This window comes from Chromatiales bacterium, from assembly GCA_014323925.1.
Lineage (GTDB): Bacteria > Pseudomonadota > Gammaproteobacteria > Poriferisulfidales > Oxydemutatoraceae > SP5GCR1.
Genome location: JACONC010000001.1, coordinates 117,014 through 137,107, shown reverse-complemented (window position 1 = coordinate 137,107; position 20,094 = coordinate 117,014). Strand labels below are relative to the sequence as shown.

Annotated in this window: 18 protein-coding genes; 3 read left to right on the top strand and 15 right to left on the bottom strand. The window is 42.4% G+C overall.

The window, feature by feature from the left end; all coding sequences use genetic code 11:
* Positions 1 to 1,102: 1,102 nt before the first annotated feature.
* Together GDA45_00645 and GDA45_00640 are read left to right on the top strand one after the other, a co-directional pair.
* Positions 1,103 to 2,395: a S41 family peptidase gene (locus GDA45_00645; protein MBC6413434.1), complete on the top strand. Its 1,293-nt coding sequence runs from the start codon at positions 1,103 to 1,105 to the stop codon at positions 2,393 to 2,395.
* Between the two features lie 20 nt (positions 2,396 to 2,415).
* A complete protein-coding gene (locus GDA45_00640; GenBank protein MBC6413433.1) occupies positions 2,416 to 2,964 on the top strand; it encodes a DJ-1/PfpI family protein in 549 nt (182 codons plus the stop codon).
* A gap of 33 nt (positions 2,965 to 2,997) precedes the next feature.
* Here the strand turns inward: GDA45_00640 and GDA45_00635 are convergent, their stop codons facing one another.
* The 10 genes from GDA45_00635 to GDA45_00590 form a co-directional block, all read right to left on the bottom strand.
* Entirely contained in the window at positions 2,998 to 4,374 is a 1,377-nt protein-coding gene (locus GDA45_00635; GenBank protein MBC6413432.1) for an MFS transporter, read from the bottom strand.
* On the bottom strand, positions 4,367 to 5,131 hold the full coding sequence (xth, locus tag GDA45_00630; protein MBC6413431.1) for an exodeoxyribonuclease III: 765 nt from the start codon (positions 5,129 to 5,131) through the stop codon (positions 4,367 to 4,369). The genes GDA45_00635 and xth overlap by 8 nt, the downstream gene beginning before the upstream one ends.
* A 2-nt stretch (positions 5,132 to 5,133) precedes the next feature.
* Positions 5,134 to 8,322: an efflux RND transporter permease subunit gene (locus GDA45_00625; protein ID MBC6413430.1), complete on the bottom strand. Its 3,189-nt coding sequence runs from the start codon at positions 8,320 to 8,322 to the stop codon at positions 5,134 to 5,136.
* Between the two features lie 15 nt (positions 8,323 to 8,337).
* Entirely contained in the window at positions 8,338 to 9,162 is an 825-nt protein-coding gene (locus GDA45_00620) for a symmetrical bis(5'-nucleosyl)-tetraphosphatase (GenBank protein MBC6413429.1), read from the bottom strand.
* A gap of 125 nt (positions 9,163 to 9,287) precedes the next feature.
* The gene (locus tag GDA45_00615) at positions 9,288 to 9,488 is read right to left on the bottom strand and encodes a hypothetical protein (GenBank protein ID MBC6413428.1); all 201 of its coding nucleotides are present in this window, start codon (positions 9,486 to 9,488) and stop codon (positions 9,288 to 9,290) included.
* Positions 9,481 to 10,371 carry a site-specific DNA-methyltransferase gene (locus GDA45_00610; GenBank protein MBC6413427.1) on the bottom strand — a complete coding sequence of 297 codons (891 nt, stop codon included), beginning with the start codon at positions 10,369 to 10,371 and terminating at the stop codon, positions 9,481 to 9,483. The genes GDA45_00615 and GDA45_00610 overlap by 8 nt, the downstream gene beginning before the upstream one ends.
* Positions 10,372 to 10,755, bottom strand: a complete 384-nt coding sequence (apaG, locus tag GDA45_00605) for a Co2+/Mg2+ efflux protein ApaG (protein ID MBC6413426.1) — start codon at positions 10,753 to 10,755, stop codon at positions 10,372 to 10,374.
* Positions 10,752 to 11,534, bottom strand: coding sequence for a 16S rRNA (adenine(1518)-N(6)/adenine(1519)-N(6))-dimethyltransferase RsmA (gene rsmA, locus GDA45_00600; GenBank protein MBC6413425.1), 783 nt, complete (start codon positions 11,532 to 11,534; stop codon positions 10,752 to 10,754). The genes apaG and rsmA overlap by 4 nt, the downstream gene beginning before the upstream one ends.
* Positions 11,535 to 11,590: 56 nt before the next feature.
* Positions 11,591 to 12,409: an ABC transporter ATP-binding protein gene (locus GDA45_00595; protein MBC6413424.1), complete on the bottom strand. Its 819-nt coding sequence runs from the start codon at positions 12,407 to 12,409 to the stop codon at positions 11,591 to 11,593.
* A gap of 101 nt (positions 12,410 to 12,510) precedes the next feature.
* Positions 12,511 to 13,833, bottom strand: a complete 1,323-nt coding sequence (locus tag GDA45_00590; protein MBC6413423.1) for an ABC transporter substrate-binding protein — start codon at positions 13,831 to 13,833, stop codon at positions 12,511 to 12,513.
* Between the two features lie 523 nt (positions 13,834 to 14,356).
* Here GDA45_00590 and cfa point away from each other — a divergent pair.
* Complete coding sequence (gene cfa, locus GDA45_00585) at positions 14,357 to 15,475, top strand: cyclopropane fatty acyl phospholipid synthase (protein MBC6413422.1); 1,119 nt, start codon at positions 14,357 to 14,359, stop codon at positions 15,473 to 15,475.
* A gap of 80 nt (positions 15,476 to 15,555) precedes the next feature.
* Here cfa and GDA45_00580 read toward each other — a convergent pair whose 3' ends face one another.
* From GDA45_00580 to GDA45_00560, 5 genes are all read right to left on the bottom strand, one after another.
* Complete coding sequence (locus GDA45_00580; protein MBC6413421.1) at positions 15,556 to 15,906, bottom strand: helix-hairpin-helix domain-containing protein; 351 nt, start codon at positions 15,904 to 15,906, stop codon at positions 15,556 to 15,558.
* Positions 15,907 to 16,102: 196 nt separating this feature from the next.
* Positions 16,103 to 17,302: a hypothetical protein gene (locus tag GDA45_00575; GenBank protein ID MBC6413420.1), complete on the bottom strand. Its 1,200-nt coding sequence runs from the start codon at positions 17,300 to 17,302 to the stop codon at positions 16,103 to 16,105.
* Positions 17,303 to 17,358: 56 nt separating this feature from the next.
* On the bottom strand, positions 17,359 to 17,694 hold the full coding sequence (locus GDA45_00570) for an integration host factor subunit beta (GenBank protein MBC6413419.1): 336 nt from the start codon (positions 17,692 to 17,694) through the stop codon (positions 17,359 to 17,361).
* Between the two features lie 16 nt (positions 17,695 to 17,710).
* A complete protein-coding gene (gene rpsA / locus GDA45_00565; GenBank protein ID MBC6413418.1) occupies positions 17,711 to 19,402 on the bottom strand; it encodes a 30S ribosomal protein S1 in 1,692 nt (563 codons plus the stop codon).
* 4 nt (positions 19,403 to 19,406) lie between these two features.
* Positions 19,407 to 20,093, bottom strand: coding sequence for a (d)CMP kinase (locus GDA45_00560; GenBank protein ID MBC6413417.1), 687 nt, complete (start codon positions 20,091 to 20,093; stop codon positions 19,407 to 19,409).
* Position 20,094 lies beyond the last annotated feature (1 nt).

Below are 20,094 nucleotides of genomic sequence, written 5' to 3'. Positions count from 1 at the left end.
TAGTGCAAGTACCGGCAACAACGCACTGAGGTTACCAAAACACAATACCTTTTTATTAACTTTATTAACCTGGACATCTATAGTCACTGTTATCCATAGCCGCGTCAGTGAACTACACTTATGCATAAAATAATAATGATAAAATAATAATAAAATAGGCCCGAAGTGATTCTATTTGAATAAATATTTTTTAACATAACGAAACTGAGATTTTGCTCGATAACATTAGCAACAATACGATGACCAATTTATCGATAAAATATGGCTTACATCCCAATTAAAGCACCTCGTTGTCAAACTGCCTGGTCTAAGCTGCAGCCTGAGTACTATTATTCAGGAATGCGAAGTCAGCAGATAACGCTTAGGTGATCAGGATAGTCCTCCAATAACAAGGATTAAAAATACTTATGACTTCACCTTGTGGATAAAATACTAATATTTTAAATTTATGGCTATATTTCATATAGTTAACAAAAAAAGTGTTGTGGATAACTGGGGTGTTAAAACTCACTAATCTGTGGATAAGCTGTGGATTAACTAGAATAGAACCGAACATTTTGGCACCGCTAGCATGACTCTATCGACTTGCTGATGCGTAGTTTCAAACACTCTAAAATCAAGCTATCAATGAATAAGTTGTCACACTAAACTGATGCTAGCAACGCCGGTTTTGTGCATCACGCGCTACAGAAACTGCTATCTCTTTTATTGGCGGCACTGTCTTGTAAAAATATTAACCAACGCCTAGCAGGCAGATTAGTGTGCCTTTAACACTCGCTAGCCTTATCCGAATATAATCCTAGCGTGCCTTCTTTCGTGGTGATATCAGTCAAAATAAAAGCTATCACCAATGACTACGGCTATGCAAAGATGAACTCAAACAATAGATGAACCAACAGTAAAGTGGTTGAAATAAAATAGTTTTGAGAGAATGGCTAAACTATAGCCATTTTTATGTCTCTGAGAAATAGAGAAAAATTGCCGTTTGTTTATAACGCCAGCATGGGTATAATAGGGCTTATGAATACAAATTTTGGTCATTAGTTGTTATCTGCTTACGAATAAGCATATAATGATATTTTTCTAAACTGCTAGAAAGCTCATGCATAAATATTTATCTGTTCGTTTTATTGCCGTATCGTTATCAGTAATACTAATTAGTAGCGGCATATTTTGGAGTGGCGCCTATCAAGCAAATGCCGAACAAGCAACATTACCGCTTAAAGAGTTGCGCGTATTCAGTGATGTGTACGGCCGTATCAAAACTTCTTATGTTGATGAAATAGACGATGCGACCCTAATAGAAGGTGCTATTGATGGCATGCTTGGCACACTGGACTCATACTCAGTTTTTCTAAAGAAAAAGTCTTACGAAGAACTCAAAGTTAATACCACTGGTAAATTTGGCGGGCTGGGTATAGAAGTAGATAAGAAAGGAGATTTTATTAGAGTTATCTCGCCAATAGACGACACCCCTGCACAGCGAGCTGGTATACAGGCAGGTGATTTAATCGCTGATATTAATGGCAAAACGGTTAAGAAGTTATCCCTGCAAGAATCAATAGATTTGATGCGTGGCGAGGTAGGCACGACCATTACATTGACCGTACTTCGTAAAAAAGAAGAACCGCAAAAAGAAGAACAGGGCGAACAACAGGTCGAGCAAAAGGAAACTCTTTACGAACGTTTAACCGTGCCACTGACGCGTGCAGTCATTAAAATTAAGAACTCGCGCCACACGCTTCTGGAACCTGATTACGGTTATATACGCATTTCCAAATTCCAACAAAAAACAAGTCAAGAGCTACTGGCGAGTATTGTAGAACTAAAAAAAGAGAATAAAAGACAACTGAACGGACTGATAATCGATTTACGCAATAACCCAGGTGGTATGCTCAACGAAGCGATAAATGTAGCCGACTTGTTTTTACCAAGCGGAACACCAGTCGTTTATACCAAAGGTAGAATCAAAGGTGCTACTGTAGAATACAAAACTGCCGGTCCCGATAGAACTGATGGGATGACAGTGATATTGTTAATTAACAACGGGTCAGCTTCGGCTTCAGAGATTGTCGCCGGCGCTCTGCAGGACAACAAACGCGCACTGATTTTAGGTACGAAATCTTTCGGCAAAGGCTCAGTGCAAACAGTACATCCTTTTGACAAAGAACATGCGCTCAAACTGACTACCGCAAAATACTACACCCCTTCCGGCATCTCAATCCAAGATATAGGCATTCAACCGGATCTTAAATTCGAGTTTGATGAACTCAGCACCGAACAACTGGCCGAACGCGAAAAATTAAGCAGGAAAAATTTAAAAGCGCATCTAAATTATGATAGCCAAGTACAACAAGCACTCAAAGAGTTAAAAAAGCTAGCCCTAAAAGAATAAGCACAAAAGAATAAGCACCCATGACCGAAGTACTCATCCCTCTCGCCACTGGTTGCGAAGAAATAGAAGCGGTCACCCTCATTGATCTACTACGGCGTGCGGACATAAAAGTCACTGTTGCTTCATTAGCAGCTAAGGAGGTACGCGGGGCACACAACATCGGCTTGATCGCCGATGTCACACTGGACGAAGTTAAAAACCGTAGTTTTGATATGGTCGCATTACCCGGTGGACAACCCGGTTCTGATAACCTGAACACTGATCCTAGAATTCACAAAATTCTGAAACATCATCATGCGACAAAGTGGGTGGGTGCGATCTGTGCTGCTCCTAAAGTGCTGGTCGACGCAGGTCTGGTGGATGATTCGCGAATCACCGCTTATCCTGGCGTACTAGATGGACAAAATACCGCTGCTGAACTCTCCACTGAGGCTATCGAATGCGACGGTAATATCATTACTTCACGCAGTCCAGGTACAGCAATGGAGTTCGCTCTGACAATCATAGAAAAACTAATCGGCAAAGAAAAAAGAAGCGCAGTTGAAGCTGATTTAATAAAATCACCGTAGCGAAGCAGTCCTATACCGACACCTCTACCGGGCTTATTCCCTAAGCCGTAGATGGGGGGCGAGTTGATGCCTCGCTAAATATAGCAACACCAAGCTAGGTATAACCATTACCGTTGTTAAGATAAAGAACCATAGCCAGTCGCCACCTAAGAAATCAACGAGCTGTCCACTGTGTGCTGATAGCACCGTACGGGATAGATTTCCTAGGGAGGCGAGTAATGCGTATTGCGTTGCTGTATAAATACGACCACATAACTGCGAGATAAAAGCCACAAAAGCAACCGTAGATATTGCCGTCGTGAATTGATCACCGATGACAGCAACCGCAAATAAACGAATATCATTGCCGACTACCGCTAATAAAGCGAACAATAGATTAGTAGCAGCCATTGCAATTCCGCAGATTATCAAACCTTTGAACAAACCAAAGCGTACACTGAATAGACTGCCGATAATAGCGAAAGCGGAGATGCTGCCCCAGCCAACCAACTTTGAGTAAGTTGCGATTTGCGCTTCGCTGAAGCCAACTTCAGAATAAAACAATAAGGACATACGACCTAAAAATGCTTCACCTATCTTAAACAAGAATATAAAACCCAATATCAATAGCGATAACTGTAAGCCATTGCGGTAGAAAAAATCAGCTAACGGTTTCCATACCAAAGATACAAACCAGGCAACGAATGTTGCTGCGTAGTGATCAATATCGGCATTTCGTTTCAGATCGGAATATACAGCAGCACGCGTCTGCTGTTGTGCGTGTAGCCGTTTAGCTGCTGATTTCTCTGGGATAAGCATCAATCCGATATTGCATAAAATGATTACCCCAGTCATTAATAAATAAACCAGATTCCACGGTTGTTCTACCCCCATCTCTTTTAAGGCGGCCACTGCGTACAACGCAAGCGCACCGCCAGCATTGTAGCCGCTATACCATCCTGCGGTTGCCATCGCTGCACCGACTACGACTAGGGCTTGCTCGCTCTTAGCAACCAGTTCTATGCGCAGTGCGTCTATTGCAATATCCTGGGTTGCCGCGGCGGCGGCAATCACTAACGCGGTCACTGCAACATAGACTAAAGCGGTCTGTGCCGATAGCAAATACATGACCAGCGATGCTAATAAGATAACTGCTTGCATCAGTAATATCCACGCTTTTCGCTGACCGATACGATGTGCTAAATATGGGATACGTATTGTATCAACCAGTGGTGCCCATAAAAAGTTGATGGCGAATACTGCAAATACATAGCCGAACAAACCTATAGCACTGCGACTCAGGCCTTCGTCTTTTAACCATAGAGTCATCACCGAACCGATCAGTACCCAAGGGAAACCACTGATAGTTCCTATTAGTAAAATTTGCAGTACGCGTATATCCTGGTAAGATTTTAGTTGACGGCTATACATAGTCGATGATCAGAGGTGCGTGGTCTGAAAAACGTTTATGCTTATAGATGCGCACTGCTTGCGGACGATACGGCGCACGCGGCGTAGTTAATTGATAATCTATACGCCATCCTACATTCTTCTCCCAGGCACGACCACGATTAGACCACCAAGTATAATGATCGGCGGCTGAGCATAACTGTCTAAAAACATCGTGATAGCCAACCTTATAGAATAAGGTATCCAACCATTGTCTTTCTCGAGGCAGGAAACCGGAGTTTTTCATATTGCCTCGCCAGTTCTTTATATCTATTTCCTGATGAGCAATATTAAGATCACCACAGATAATATAATGTCTGCGTTGGCGCTTCAGCTTGCACAGATGTTCCATAAAGCTATCCATAAAACGATACTTCGCTTGCTGTCGCATATCGCCTGATGAACCGGACGGCGCATAAACAGAAACCACTGATAAATTACCAAACCTTCCTTCTATGTAGCGTCCTTCGCTATCAAACTCAGGGTCACCGTAGGCTTTGATAATTTTGTCAGGACGCTGCGTAGTATACAACGCAACACCGCTATACCCTTTTCTCTCAGCATGATGATAATGGCAATGGAAGCGGTCTGGGAAAAATTGTTTGTCGTCAAGTTGCTGAGGCTGAATACGTAACTCCTGCAAGCAAACAAAATCAGCACGCTGGTGGGCAAGCCAACGATAAAATCCTTTGCGAGCAGAGGCGCGTATGCCGTTGACATTGAGCGTGATAACGCGCATAGCTAAATTCGTTTCCTAATATACCCTTTTAAATCCTCAGCTATCATATAAAGAGAAGGTAGTACGGTAAGTATTAGCACAGTGGCAAAAATTAAGCCAAAACCTAAACTGATTGCCATTGGTGATAAAAATCGAGTCTGTCCGGTAGCGAAGAAAATCAACGGCGACACACCCAAGAAAGTGGTAATCGAAGTTAATATAATTGGACGAGCACGTCGAGAACTTGCCGCAACTACCGCTTCCTCGCAGCCATAACCTTGTTTACGATATTTTCCAATCTGATCCAATAGAATCAAAGAGTCGTTAACGATGATGCCGCTCAATGCAACTATGCCGACTACCGATACAAATTGCAAGTTATAACCGAATAGTGCATGCCCGATAATCACACCGACAAATCCGAAAGGAATGGTCAGTAATATAAGCAGTGGTTCTGATAAGGTGCGAAACAATATCAACAAAATCAAAAATATTGCCATGAGCGCAATAACACCGGCAACTTTAGCACCTTCAAAAGATTCATCGGCGCGTTTTTTCTCACCGCGAAATATCATATCGTATTCTAAACTTTGCTCGTATTGCTGCCCGAATTGACGGTCAACTTGGTTGTATACTTGGAAAGCGGTGACTTTGTCGGTATCCACTTCGCCGGTAATCGTAACGATACGCTGACCGTCGAGACGATTTAAGCGATTAAAACTGCGATCCAATTTAATCGTCGCCACTTCATTGAGATAAACAACTCTACCGTCGGCTAGGGTCAGCGGTAATTTCATCAATCGACTACTGTCGTTGCGTGTGTCTTCATCAAAAATCACCCTGACTGGATAACGTTCGTCACCCCAATTGGCATACACTGCCTTGATACCCAAATAACCAGTGCGCAAGACATCGGCAATCTGCATTTGGGTAATCCCTAAGCGTTGTCCTTCTTCGTTCATTTGATAGCGCACTTCTAATTTGCCTCTATCCATATCGTGTTGTAGATCATAAACTCCGGCAATGCCTTGCATATACTCTATTAGTTCGTTGGCACGAGATTCGAGCTTCTCCAAATCAGTACCAGCGATGCTAATCTCTATATCAGAACCACCAGGGCCAGCCTGCGCCCGTAATATAGAAAAACGTTTGATAGCAGGTATTTGCAATACCCGTTCTCGTATTAGCTGGATAATTTCTTTGACGCTGCGCGTACGATTTCCGTCAGGCTCAAATTTAAAGTTTATCAGCGGCACCACGAAACGATCGATGAAAGTTTCAGGTTTTTGTTTACTCAGTGAGATTGAAAACTGAAAATAGTTATCACCAACTTTAGATTGGTCACCGCTACGACCAGCCATCAATAGACCAACATTGGTGAGCAGTGTTTTAAGTTCGTGCTCATTGCCGTCAAATACTTTGTAGATCTCGTCTTCAACACGCAATGCTAGCGCGGTAGTTTCTTCTATGCTGTAATTACTGGGTGCTTCTATATTGACGGAGAATTCGTCGACATCAACATGACCGAATAACTGAAAAGGAATACGGGTGGTTAAAATAATCAACGACAATAGCAAAATACAGGTGGCAGTAATGAAGATAAAATATCTATTGTGCAACCCCCAACTTAGATAGCTTCTGTAGGGTTTTAAAAGTTTATCCCAATTTACGAAGCCGTGGTTTTTATTACTCGATAACATCGCCGTAGGGTGTGTTGCCGCAGCACTCAAGGAGCGAGCCGCTGGCATCACATTATCTTTTAGCAGTAAACTAGCGTGCGCTGGTAATACAAAAAAAGCCTCTAGCAACGAGCCCAGCAATGCACCACTGACGACAACCGGGATGACTTTAACAAACTCCCCCATCGTACCACCAATAGCAAACATCGGTAAAAATGCAACCACAGTAGTCAAGGTGGAAGCAATAACCGGCGCAACAATCTCACGCGTTCCGCGTAATGCGGCTTGGCGTGCTGGCAAACCTTGTTCTATATGGTGGTGTATATTTTCGGTCACAATGATAGAGTCATCTACGATCATCCCTAGAGCTATTAAAAAGGCAAATAAAGAAACCATGTTGATGGTGAAGCCTAGGTAGTAGATGCAGATGGCGGCGATTAAAAATGAGACCGGAATACCCAGAGCAGTAATCAGTGCAACTCTGAAATTTAATAATACATAAAGCGATGCTAACAGCAGCACCAAGCCTATCAGCCCTGATGAAAAAACGGTATTCAGACGAGTATCTATATACACTGAGAGATCGCTGTGATAACCGACTTTGATAGCTACTGGAAGCAATGCTGGTATTTCGTCAGTGAGCAATCTCCTAACCTCTGCGGCAATATCGTTGGTTGATGCTCTGGCATCTTTAGTAACAACCAGATTCAGGGAATTTAAACCGGCAAAGCGACCTTGGGTTTGTACGGTCTCCAGTGTCACTTCAACATCGGCAATATCACCGACTCGCAACTGCCCACCATCACTATTGGTTCTAATAGCGATATCTTTGACTGCCTGAACATTATCCGCAACACTCATTCCGCGCAGTTGTATATCACCTTCCAAAGCCGATAACGAACCGCCCGGACGATCGCTGAGGTTGGCTGATAGCGCGTTGCGGATCTCAGTCAAAGATACTTTCATCGCAGCAATCTCATGAGGGTCGACAATCACCCAGACTTCGGTATCTCTATCACCGGTGATATCAACACCACCGACACCGTTAATTTTTTGCAGTGCTTGTTTGACTATTTCACCGCCGCGAATCAATTCGGCTTCGCTGACATCACCGTAAACGCTGACACTAATAACTGGGAAATTAGTCTTAATTCTAGAGATACGCGGTGTCTCTACATCATCTGGAAAATCCTGTATAGAATCCACTTCTATTTCGACATCACGCACTACCTCGTCTACATTTACATTGGGTTTGAGAGACAAATAGATGCGTGAATCACCCTCCAGGCTCACCGATTGTAGTTCGTCTATCTCGGTTATATCGCCAACCTCGTCTTCAATGAGAATCGTCAATTGGCGTTCAACTTCAACCGGCGGCGCACCTTCGTACTCAGTCTTTATCGAGACTCTATCCGACTCAATGACCGGAAACATTTCCTGCGGCATCATCTTCCACGACAAGACACCTACAACTACTACCGAGATCAGTAGAAAATTAGTGATTATTGGATTTTTAACGCAGTATTCAATCATAGTCACATAGAACGGTCACGCTACTTTATCACAAGGTACTTGGAAAATTTGCTCATTGCCAAGATCTAGGCGATATGCGCTGAGATAACCACCCCAGACACAACCTGAATCTAATGCGATATAGGATTCCATGCGGCGATATCCAAGAGCTGCCCAGTGGCCGAATAAGACCGTATAACTGGGATCTCGTCGGTGAGCTAGCGTATACCACGGATAGAGATCGGGTTGGCACTCGTCGGGTGGTGACTTGGCGGAAAAATCCATACACCCTTGTCTATCACAAAAACGAATAGTAGTCATTGCGTTGATGGTAATCGCGGCACGATCAATACCTTGCAAACTATCATCCCATAATGCTGGCTTGTTTCCTAAGGCTAATAACTGCGATAAAAAATATTTGCGCTGGGTGCTTCGCAATTGTTGCGAAACCTGCTCGGCTAACTGTATCGCCAGAGCAATATCCCATTGCGGCAATAGCCCGGCGTGTACCAGTATCAGCTTTCGTTGATAATCTATCCGTAGCAACGGTTGCCTTGCCACCCAAGCTAACAAAGAATCGGCGTTGGCTGCATTCAGCACTGTGTCAAGCGTACTGTGCGGTGCGCTTATCAAACCGTCGGCGAGTTTGAGTAAATGTAGTTCGTGGTTGCCCAACACCCACTCGGCACCCTCTCCCAGACTGCTAATAAAATTCAACACTTCCAAAGACTGTCGACCACGATTTACGACATCGCCGGCAAACCACAGTTTATCTGCCGCTGGATCGTAGTTTATACAATCCAACAAACGCCGCAGTGCATCGTAACAACCTTGTACATCACCTATGGCGTATAAACTCATTGAGTTTCCATAAGACTTATTTTTAATTGTTCGATTGCTTTATCCACCTTTAGATTATCAACTGTCCATACTAATTTTATTGCATCTTTCTTTGTTACTGTCTTGAGTAAGTGGCTCATCACATATCATAACATTATATCCACGCTCACTGATGAACTCGGCGTGTTAACTTTATCAACAGCAAAACATTTTTGAAAATATCCAACTAATATATGTTCTCTTAAAAACCCGACTGCTGGATTTCCTTCTGAGGTTTCTCTTGCGATACTAAAAGCAATGGGCAAACTTTTTTTCAATTGACTCATTAATTCTTTATTATCAAACAAAGCTAGCATGCATTGATTCATTTTTTAATCTGTTTTTACTAACTTCTATGTATCGCTTTTCGGTCTCATAGCCGATGTAGAACCTTTTGCTACGCGCCGCAGCGATTGCGGTCGTCCCGCTACCAATAAATGGATCTAGCACTATATCACTTTTGTAGGTGAATAGTTGTATCAGCCGGTGCGGTAGTTCTATAGGAAACGGTGCTGCATGTCCGACTCGTCTAGCGCTCTCGGCAGGGAAACGCCAAACGCTTTTGGTGTATTCCAAGAACTGTTCCTTGCTGATGGTCGCCACTTTGTTTTTCTGTACGGGTTTCTGTCTGCTAAAAGTATTTTTGCAAAATACCAGTATATATTCGTGGGTGTCTCTCAATACAGGATTGGATGGCGAACGCCAGCTACCCCACGCACAAGAGGTGCCTGCCGATGCTGCTTTATCCCATATAATCTCACCACGCATCAAAAACCCTAAAAACTCCATATCAGCGACCAGCATCGTGCTCAGCGGTATATACGGTTTTCTACCAATGTTAGCGATGTTTATACACGCTCTGCCGCCGTCTACTAAAACCCGGTGAACTTCTATCCATACTTTACGCAGCATGCTTCGGTATTGATTTATCGTTAAATCGTTATCGTATTCTTTGCCGACATTATACGGCGGAGAAGTGACCATTAAGTGAACGCTGTTATCCGGTAGTTCACTCATTTTTTCGCTTGATTTATGAAATATCTTATTTCTATTTTTAATCGCTATCGTTTCTTCTTTAGCAAGTCTTTTCCGCTTGACTACAAGAGTCCCTTGGTATTTTTTGCTGTTATAAAACTGCGAAGAGTCGTGCCCGACTCTTGCGCACACACCGAATTTACTCGCTGCTGTCACCTAATGTATGGTGCGCGGTACCGACAGTAGGAATTCTTCAATCTTAGCGTCGAACTCTGAACCATCTTCGGCGATCATTTTATAGCTACCACGCATGGTCCCGAATGGGGTTTCTAGAACCGTGCCGCTGGTATAAGAAAAACGAGTGCCAGGCGGCAGGTATGGTTGTTCTCCAACGACGCCTTCTCCTTTAACTTCTTGTACTTTCTGATTAGAATCGGTGATGATCCAATGCCTAGCAATCAATTTCGCAGAAATATTCCCTTTGTTTTCAATGGTAACCGTATACACAAAAACATATCGATCTTCGGATGAATCAGATTGATCATCCAGATATTGTGCCTCTACACTAACTTTTATATCTTTATCTGCTAACATATTCATCTCCTTCGTTTATTACAATATTCTAACATGTCTAAAAACTGTTCCGGTTTTATATTATCAACATGTAAGCAAGGATCTATGCCTAAATATTTTAATGTCGATAGATTAAATAAAGCGGACAATGCGTTTGCCACAGTTTTGCGCCGATTAGCGAACGCCAGTCGGACAATTTTATCAAGTTCTTTTAATTCTCCTTCAGCAAGTATCGGTTTCGGTTTAAAGTAAGCAAAGCTCGATACAACTTTAGGTGGTGGTGTAAATGATTCGGGTAAAACATCAAAGAGCTTTTCTATTTTGAAACAGCATCCAGCAATAACGCTTAATCTACCGTAGTTTTTGTTGCCGGTCGTTGCCGTTAGTCTTTGTGCAACTTCGCGTTGTAGCATTAAGTGCATATCAATAATATTATCGTGAAACGAGGCAAGATGAAAGATCAACGGAGTTGATATATTATAAGGAAGATTGCTGACGACACGGACGCGTTGCTTTTTTGCAAGCTCAGAAAAATCTATTTTTAGCGCATCGGCACAATGCACTCGGAGCTTATCTAAGTGACGAAAGCGTTGTTCTAATACAGTGGCTAAATTACGATCTATCTCTATTGCGTGTATACACGAAACTCTATCAAGCAAAGGCTCAGTCAACGCGCCTTGCCCAGGGCCTATTTCAACTACAATGTCCTCAGAACTAGAGGCAATGACATCGACAATACGAGAAATTGTATCGGAATCCGTCAGAAAATGCTGGCCAAAGCGTTTGCGGGGATTATGCAAGGTCATGGTATACAAGGATACCACTGATAACTAACAATCATCGCCCTTTGGCGGGCTTTTAATCAATAAAAAGCGGCGCGGCGGCGGTGATAGTATTTAACATCGCGAAACGATGTTCTTCCTTCTTTACCTACTCCCATATAGAGTTCTTTTATATCTTCGCGTGCCATCATTTCCTTCGCAGTACCCTTAGTAACCACGCGACCGTTTTCTATGACATAGCCATAATCAGCATAGTTTAAGGCAATAACCGCATTCTGCTCTGCGACTAAGAAACTAACACCTTCATTTTTATTCAAGTCTCTAACTATTCTAAAGACTTCTTCTACAAACTGAGGTGCTAGACCCATAGATGGCTCGTCGAGGAGAATGAGGCGAGGATTCGCCATCAGCGCGCGACCTATTGCAGTCATTTGTTGTTCACCGCCTGATGTGAAACCAGTCAAGCTTTTACGCCGATCTCGTATGCGTGGAAAATATTCGTATACTCTCTCTAAGTCTTGCTTTATTTCAGCATGGGTTGCAGTCTTTCTTATAAAAGAACCAGTCAGCAGGTTCTCTTCAACACTCAGACGAGGGAAACAATGACGCCCCTCTAAAACTTGTACAACGCCACCTTTGACTAAATCGTAGGGCATCATTTCGGCGATGTTTTGTCCATCGTACTCTATAAATCCTTTGGTCACCATACCGCGTTCAGCGTGTAATAAATTAGAGCAAGCTTTAAGTGTAGTGGTTTTCCCAGCACCGTTAGCACCCAGTAAGGAAACGATGCTACCTTCTGGCACTTCCAAGGTTACTCCGCGCAGAGCCAATATTACTTGACTATAGACAACCTCTATATTCTGTATTGCCAGCAATGCGTTTTTTGATTTAGCCATTATTTAAAATCCCTATAAAAAAGGCGGAAAAATAGTTGACTATCTTTCCGCCTACTTAATAACACTTAAACATCCATATTGACTATGGATGACAAAAGTTACTATACGTCAAAGTTGTCTCTATCTTCCGGATTGTTGCAATCGCGTTGCTTGAATTCCGGATGCTCTTCAACATATTTCGCAGCGTTTTCATTCACGACTTGGCGTGAAAAATCACTGCTACCATCGATCCAGTCGCTGATCAGCTTCCACTGGCGTGCATTTGCATCCCACTGTTGGAAACGTGCCAAGTGGACTGCTGCATGATCCATACAGGTTACCTGTATGGGGGGTACGACATCACCTAATCCCATTCTGTCCAAATCATCTTGGGTTAGAGCAATATTTTCAAATCCCCAACGAACCTGAGCACTGTTGAGCTGCTTACCAAAGCGTTTTTGGGCGACTCGTATTGCCTCTGAAGACATAACCGCAGCCCAAAGACCTAGATTATAGTAAACACTACCAATACGAGAGCGATCTTCTAGATCTCCCTTGCCTTGGTTGTATAGACGATCAGTAATCTCTTGGGCTACTGGGAAATCAGCACCAGCACGATGTACTGTCACTGCTTGGTAGCCATCAGCTGTTTTACCAGCAGGGATTACATCTTCATCAGAGTTGCTCCACTCGTTACCAATTAAGTTAGAAACTGAGTAACCAGTACGCGCAGCGGTCTGCATAGCAACTGGATTCATCACGCCCCAGCCTCTTAAAAAGACATAAGCAGGCTTGAGTTTACGAATCTTCAGCCACTGAGAACCCTGTTCGTTGCCAGGATGGGGAACTTCTATGGGTTCATGGGTGAAACCATATTGCTCGCTTAAACCAGTCAAAAATTCATTGGCTTCACGACCATAAGGCGAACCGTGATACAAGGTCACGATAGTTTCACCTTTGAGCTTGTCTATACCGCCCATTTGCTGCCCCATATGCTTGACCGTTGCATAAGCAAAGTCGTAAGCATTGGTGCCTAACGGGAATTGATAAGGAAAAACATCGCCGCGCTCAGTTTCCGTTCTGCCATGGTTGACACTGATAATGGAAATCTTATCACGACGGCCTTGCTCAATTAAGCCGGATGAAATACCTACACTCAGAGGGTCAAAGTACAGAGCTTCACCTAGATCGCTTTTCTTTTGGCGGTGATAGCATTCTATACCTTTAGTTCTGTTGTATTCTGTTTCGCATTCGTCCCAGACTACTTGGACGCCACCAATACCACCGTCACGCTCGTTTAATAGCGTGTAGTAGTCGATGATGCCTCCAAAGTAACCAGTGCCGCCTGCGGCATAAGGACCAGTTCGGTAAACGGGCATAGGAACATAGTATTGCTCGGCTGTTGCCGGAAGTGAACCTAACAACATCGCTACCATCGTGGTCATAATTACAAGTAATTTTTTCATTATTACCTCCATATTACTTTTAATTAAAAGTTATTGCGTCCTTGCAAATTCCTTCCTTAACATTTAGTCGCGTGCAACCAAACAAATTGATTTCTCGTCCTTGAGTAATTCTAATGATTTATCCTATCATACATAACAGGATCCTGCAATAACTTGTACGATACCGGCTAAATCCACACTTAAAAGGATTTAAGAATTATTCTATATAGGCGAAATAGCTAAGTTTTTCTCAAGTGCTCTTGAAATCTAAAATTTATTAAAAATGTATGACCAATGCCTTTGTTTTAGTAAATTTCAGAATTTTAAGTAAAACAGTCACTAGGCTGCCATAACGCAGTTACCTGATATCTATCTGAGCATCATTAGAAATGCTCTCTTGGGTGGAAAGATTCTGCCCTACCACATCCCACTTGATTTAAATATGACTATGCTTACAGAACTTTGATTTGAAAATTGCGCTCTCGATGATGCATATATGCGCTAGGGAATGTAAAATACGCTTATGTTGAATACTATATTGAAAAGAAAATATCAAATCCTCCTAGAAAAAGCAGATATAAAAATCAATGGTGACCGGCCGTGGGATATCCAAGTACACAATGAGGCTCTATATAAAAGAGTATCATTACAGGGATCTTTAGGTTTCGGCGAGTCTTATATGGAAGGTTGGTGGGAATGCGAGAGTATTGAGGAAATGATACGGCGTGTTATGCAATCAAAAGTTTATGACAACGCAAAATCACTCCCGCATCTATACGATTTTTTCATCGCACTGCTACTCAATTTGCAAAAAATTAAACGGGCTTTTCAGGTCGGGAAACAACACTACGATCTGAGCTACGATTTATTCAAGTCCATGCTAGATAAACGAATGATTTATAGCTGCGGTTATTGGAAAATGGCAGATGACCTAGATGCTGCTCAAGAAGCGAAGCTAAAGCTGATTTTTGATAAACTGTTGTTAGAACCGGGTATGCAACTGCTTGATATAGGTTGCGGTTGGGGTGGTGCGGCAAAGTATGCTGCTGAGCATTATGGGGTGTCGGTGACTGGTATTACGATCTCTAAAGAGCAACAACTCTACGCAATAAATAATTGCCGCGGGTTGCCTATAGAAATACGCTTACAAGATTACCGTACCTTGCAGCAGAAATACGACCGTATCTATTCAATAGGAATGTTTGAACATGTAGGCTACAAAAACCATAGTACCTATCTTAAAACCGTGCGCAACATCCTAGCACCGCAAGGTTTGTCGGTTCTTCATACAATCGGCAGTAGTAGGACTCAGTATGTCACTGACCCGTGGATTGCCAAATACATATTTCCCAATTCTCTAATCCCTTCAGCAAAACAAATCACAACCGCTTGCGAAAATCTGTTCGTCATCGAAGACTGGCAAAATCTCGGCCTTGATTATGCCAAAACATTACTCGCCTGGTTTAGAAATTTCGACGAGCACTGGGAAAAATTTAAACACGATTACGACGAGCGTTTTTATCGTATGTGGAAGTATTATTTACTAAGTTGTGCTGGTGCTTTTCTGGCAAGAAACTTACACACCTGGCAGATTGTTTTATCACCAAACGGCACCAGAGAGTGCTATCGTGCACCGCGCTAAATTAAGAATTGGGGCGATGCAAACATCACCCCAACCTGCGTATCATTGCTAAAGAGTAATCTATAAAGAGAGTCTACTAGCTAGTTGTCCTCAGCTACGCTTGGTGAAGACACTCCTGATGAGAGATGTTTGCTTGCCGGCATCGGCTTTTCTATTGACGCATTCGTCGGTAGCTGCCGGCCAACGCTTAACATACCCTTATTTGCTTCCAGTATTGCCATTCCGATACCTTCAACGCTTAACAAATCATCAATACTTTTAAAAGCTCCGTGTTTGTCTCTGTATTCAACAATCGCTAAGGCTTTTACCGCACCAATATTATGCAGTGCAGTAAGCTGCTCGATGGTTGCGGTGTTAACATTGATTTCGGCATTGGCAAAAGTTGCAAAACAAAAAATTGCCGTTACCATCATAGTTTTAATTACACTCATATCTTTTCTCCTTTAAGTTGTGAAAAAAGATAGCTTAAAGTACTAAATCCTAAATTTTTCAAAAATCTGCCGAACGGTAGCTAGTAGGCGACGAACGGTCATAGACGGCAAAATTAAATGCACACGAAAGGATGAAGGGATACCTAAATCCAATGTCTCTTGAGGTGCACTAGGTGCGGCTAAACTGATACTGTAGTCATTGGGTTTGAGGTTGAGAAGTACTGACTATGTCTATAGAGTTACTACTATCCCAGGTATGACAGCTCGGACATTGCCAGTAAAGCTGATACGCCTTAAAGCCACATTTGCTACACATATAAAAATAATCCGAACTTAAACTCGCGTTCATTTCATCAATGATCCGACGTACTATTTTATCTTCAAATAAATCAGTGCCTTTAAGTTTCTCCTCAATAAAAATCTTCAATACCCGTAGTGGCGCACGCTTAGTTTCAATTAGATAAAATAAAAACTCCTCGGCTTCGTCTATGCGATTAGCCTCAAACATAGATTGTATATAATTGACTATATACAAGACCGTCATATCCTTAATATTTAAATTCTTTACATAGGTTGCGTATGCCTTTGGATCGTACGGCGAAAAACACTTTTTAAGTTTAGGCAGTAAAATATCGGCATAGCCGGGATAATCCGAAAAGGCCTGCGAATAATAGGCCAGTGCCTTATCCCGGTCTAACCTAGCCAATGCCAAATCTCCCTGAATAATCATCAACCTTACTGATGGACTTTCTAAGGCTTTGGCTTTAGCAAGATATTTTTGTGCTTTGTCGTAGTTATCACAATCGGCTAATTCTTTCTCGGCAAGTTCACAGTAGTAATGCACTATATAACGGCTACAGTCGTTACCTAATTTCTGCAGTTGCTGCGCACACGCTATAGCTTGATGCCACGATTTCTCCATCTCGTAGATTGTGATTAAACAATTGTAGCCTCTTTTGAGAAAAGCCGGATTTCCGGTCTTTATGAGTCGCTTGAAAATATCTTCGGCGTTGCTCAATAATCCAGCGTGTAAATAATCTTGCCCTAGTTCAAATAAAGCTTCGGATTTAGCGTTGTCATTCAAATGATCGCGTTGTATAAGATTACCGTGAATGCGTATCGCTTTTTCCAATTCACCTTTACGGCGAAATAAATTCCCTAGTAGAACATGAGTCTCTAGAGTCGTCATATCTACTTGGAAAAATTTAATAAAAATCTCTACCGCTTTATCGGTCTGCTGATCAAGCAAGTAATTCAGACCTTTGATATATTCCGGCGCAATCGCTCGTTTGAGAATATTTCTTTGGCTACACGCTCGCCAGCCGCTCACCGCTGCAACTGGTAATAATGCAATCGGCACTAAAACCCAGTACCAATCAAAAACTAAATCACCCATTTATATATATCCTGAAAAATCACCTCAGGCAAAAGTATATAGCCGCAAAGTCCTCTTTAATGTTGGCTACTATCCCTACTATCCTCATCGGGAGAAATAAAATTGTCGCTATTGGTTCCGTTGATGCGCTTATTGACTATACTGCTAGGCTTAAAGTGTGGGATGTTGCGGCCAGGAATCTCCATCAATGCTCCGCTACTAGGATTGCGCATCGTTTTAGGTTTCTTAAAGTGTAGAGAAAAAGAACCAAAGCCGCGAATCTCTATACGCTCGCCCAAACTCAGAACCTGACTTAAATAATCAAAAGAGTGTTTAACCGCAAGTTTAATATCTTCATTTTGTAGCCGATCTTGGCTATTCGCTATTTGTTCTATTAATTGCGAGCGGGTAATTGACTGAGACATTTGTTTAAGATTCCTTGTGCGGCATTTTACCAGTAAAAATTCCTTTAATTACATCTCCCAAAGAAGTCTTGGCTGGTTTCTTAGAGATATAATCTTTAGCGATCTGTTTTTGTTCGTCGCTCTCTTTCTTCTTCACTGATAAATTAAATCTAAATTTCTTTTTATCAAAACCAGTTATCTTAGCTTCTATTGTTTGCCCTTTTTCTAAACCAGACAACGAGTCATCGCTATCGGACTCGCTAGCGAGTTCCGTGTGTGGTAAATAACCTTTTACCTGCTCGGTTAAGTCAATTATCAAATGCTTATCGCCTATTTCCGCAATAGCACCAGTGACGACTGAACCTTTAGGATGGGCAGTCAAATAATCACCTATAGGATCACTCTCAAGTGCCTTAATGCTGAGAGAAATCCGACCCCGCTTGGCATCACATCCGATTACCGAAAATTTGACCGTATCTCCTTTTTTATATTCACGTAGAGCTTGCTCCGGCGGCTTGATATTAGAAATATCATTAATATGAACTAAGCCATCAATGCCGTGATCGCCTAAACTAACAAAGATACCAAACTCGTTTATAGATTTGATTTCGCCTTCCATCTGAGTACCTATAGGATATTGCTTGGCAAATTGCTCCCAAGGATTCGGCGTGCATTGTTTAATACCCAGTGATATCCGACGTTTCTCTGCATCTACATCAAGTATCATAACATCTATCTCATCGCCTTTGGATACGACTTCGGAGGGTTTGATATTTTTGTTAACCCAATCCATCTCGGAAACATGCACTAAACCTTCAATATTATCTTCTATTTCTACGAAGCACCCATAATCCGTGACGCTGGTAACCTTGCCCATCTGACTTGAGCCTACCGGGTGTCGCTCAATCAATTTGTCCCATGGATCTTCGCTAAGTTGCTTGAGACCCAAAGAGATACGATTTTTATCCTTATCAATCTTTAGTATCTTAACTTCTATTTCATCACCCACTGTCAGTATTTCGCTAGGACGCTGCACACGCTTCCATGCCATATCAGTAATGTGCAGCAAACCGTCAAACCCGTTGAAGCCAATAAAAGCACCGTAATCAGTGATGTTTTTTACTATGCCTTTGACGACACTACCGCTTTCCAAGCCCTCGATGATCTCCTCGCGATCTAAACCGCCTTGCATTTCCAAGACCGCTCGTCTAGAAACCACAACATTATTACGACTACGATCCAGTTTGATAATTTTAAATTCGAGTTCTCTGCCTTCTAAGTGCTCAAGATCACGCACCGGCTGTGTATCCGCAAGCGAGCCTGGTAAAAAAGCATTAATGCCTGAAATATGCACGGTAAAACCACCTTTAACCTTATTACTCAAGACACCTTTAACAATCTCGTCCCTTGCCTGCGCTTCTTCCAACTGTCGCCACGCCTCAAGAATTTTGGCTTGTTCCCGAGATAGCACCGTCTCTCCGAAACCGTCCTCCAGACTTTCTATCGCAACTTCTACCATATCTCCCTCGTTAACTTCTAATTCACCTTTGACATTGTAAAATTGCTCTATCGGTATAATTCCCTCTGACTTTAAGCCAGCATTAATGATAACGCTGCTTCCAGTAATGCTGACCACTTTCCCTTGAATCAGAGAACCTATATCGACCTTCGGACTATGCGTCTTTTGCGCATTAAAGATATCGGAAAAGTTTTCCATTAAATTATTTGCCTCGCTCGTTCAATTTACTCTCCACTACTCCCATAAGCTCATTCACAACTTCTATTATAGATAGTTTAGTTGTATCTAATACGATTGCATTATCAACGATTTTTAATCGAGCAATGGACCGCTCGCTATCGCGTTGGTCTCTCTGTAGTAGTTCTTTATATAGGGTGTCTAGTGTAGCATAAACCCCTCGTAGTTCCAATTGTTGCTGCCTTCTACGACAACGCTCGTTTATATCGGCTTGTAAAAATATTTTTAGCATAGCATCTGGAAACACTACACTAGCCATATCTCGACCATCCGCGACCAAACCAGGTGGTCGCCTAAATCCCCTCTGCATAGGTAATAAGGCGGTGCGTAAAACTGCACTCTCACCGATCGCCGATGCCATCTTGGCATAATTCTCTTGGTATATATTGTCGCCTATAAGCGTATCGTTTAAGTATATCTGTACGCCATCGTCGCTCAAAACAAACCTTAGGTCAGTTCCGGCAATCAAAGATTCTATCTGATACTTATCATCCGACGCTATTTGACTTTGGTGCAACTGCATACCAAAGATACGATATAACACGCCGCTGATTAAAATGTTATAACCTAGAGTCTTTGCTAATCGACAAGCGATGGTACTTTTCCCAACACCAGCAGGTCCGTCGATTGCGATGACTGGTATTTTTGCCATA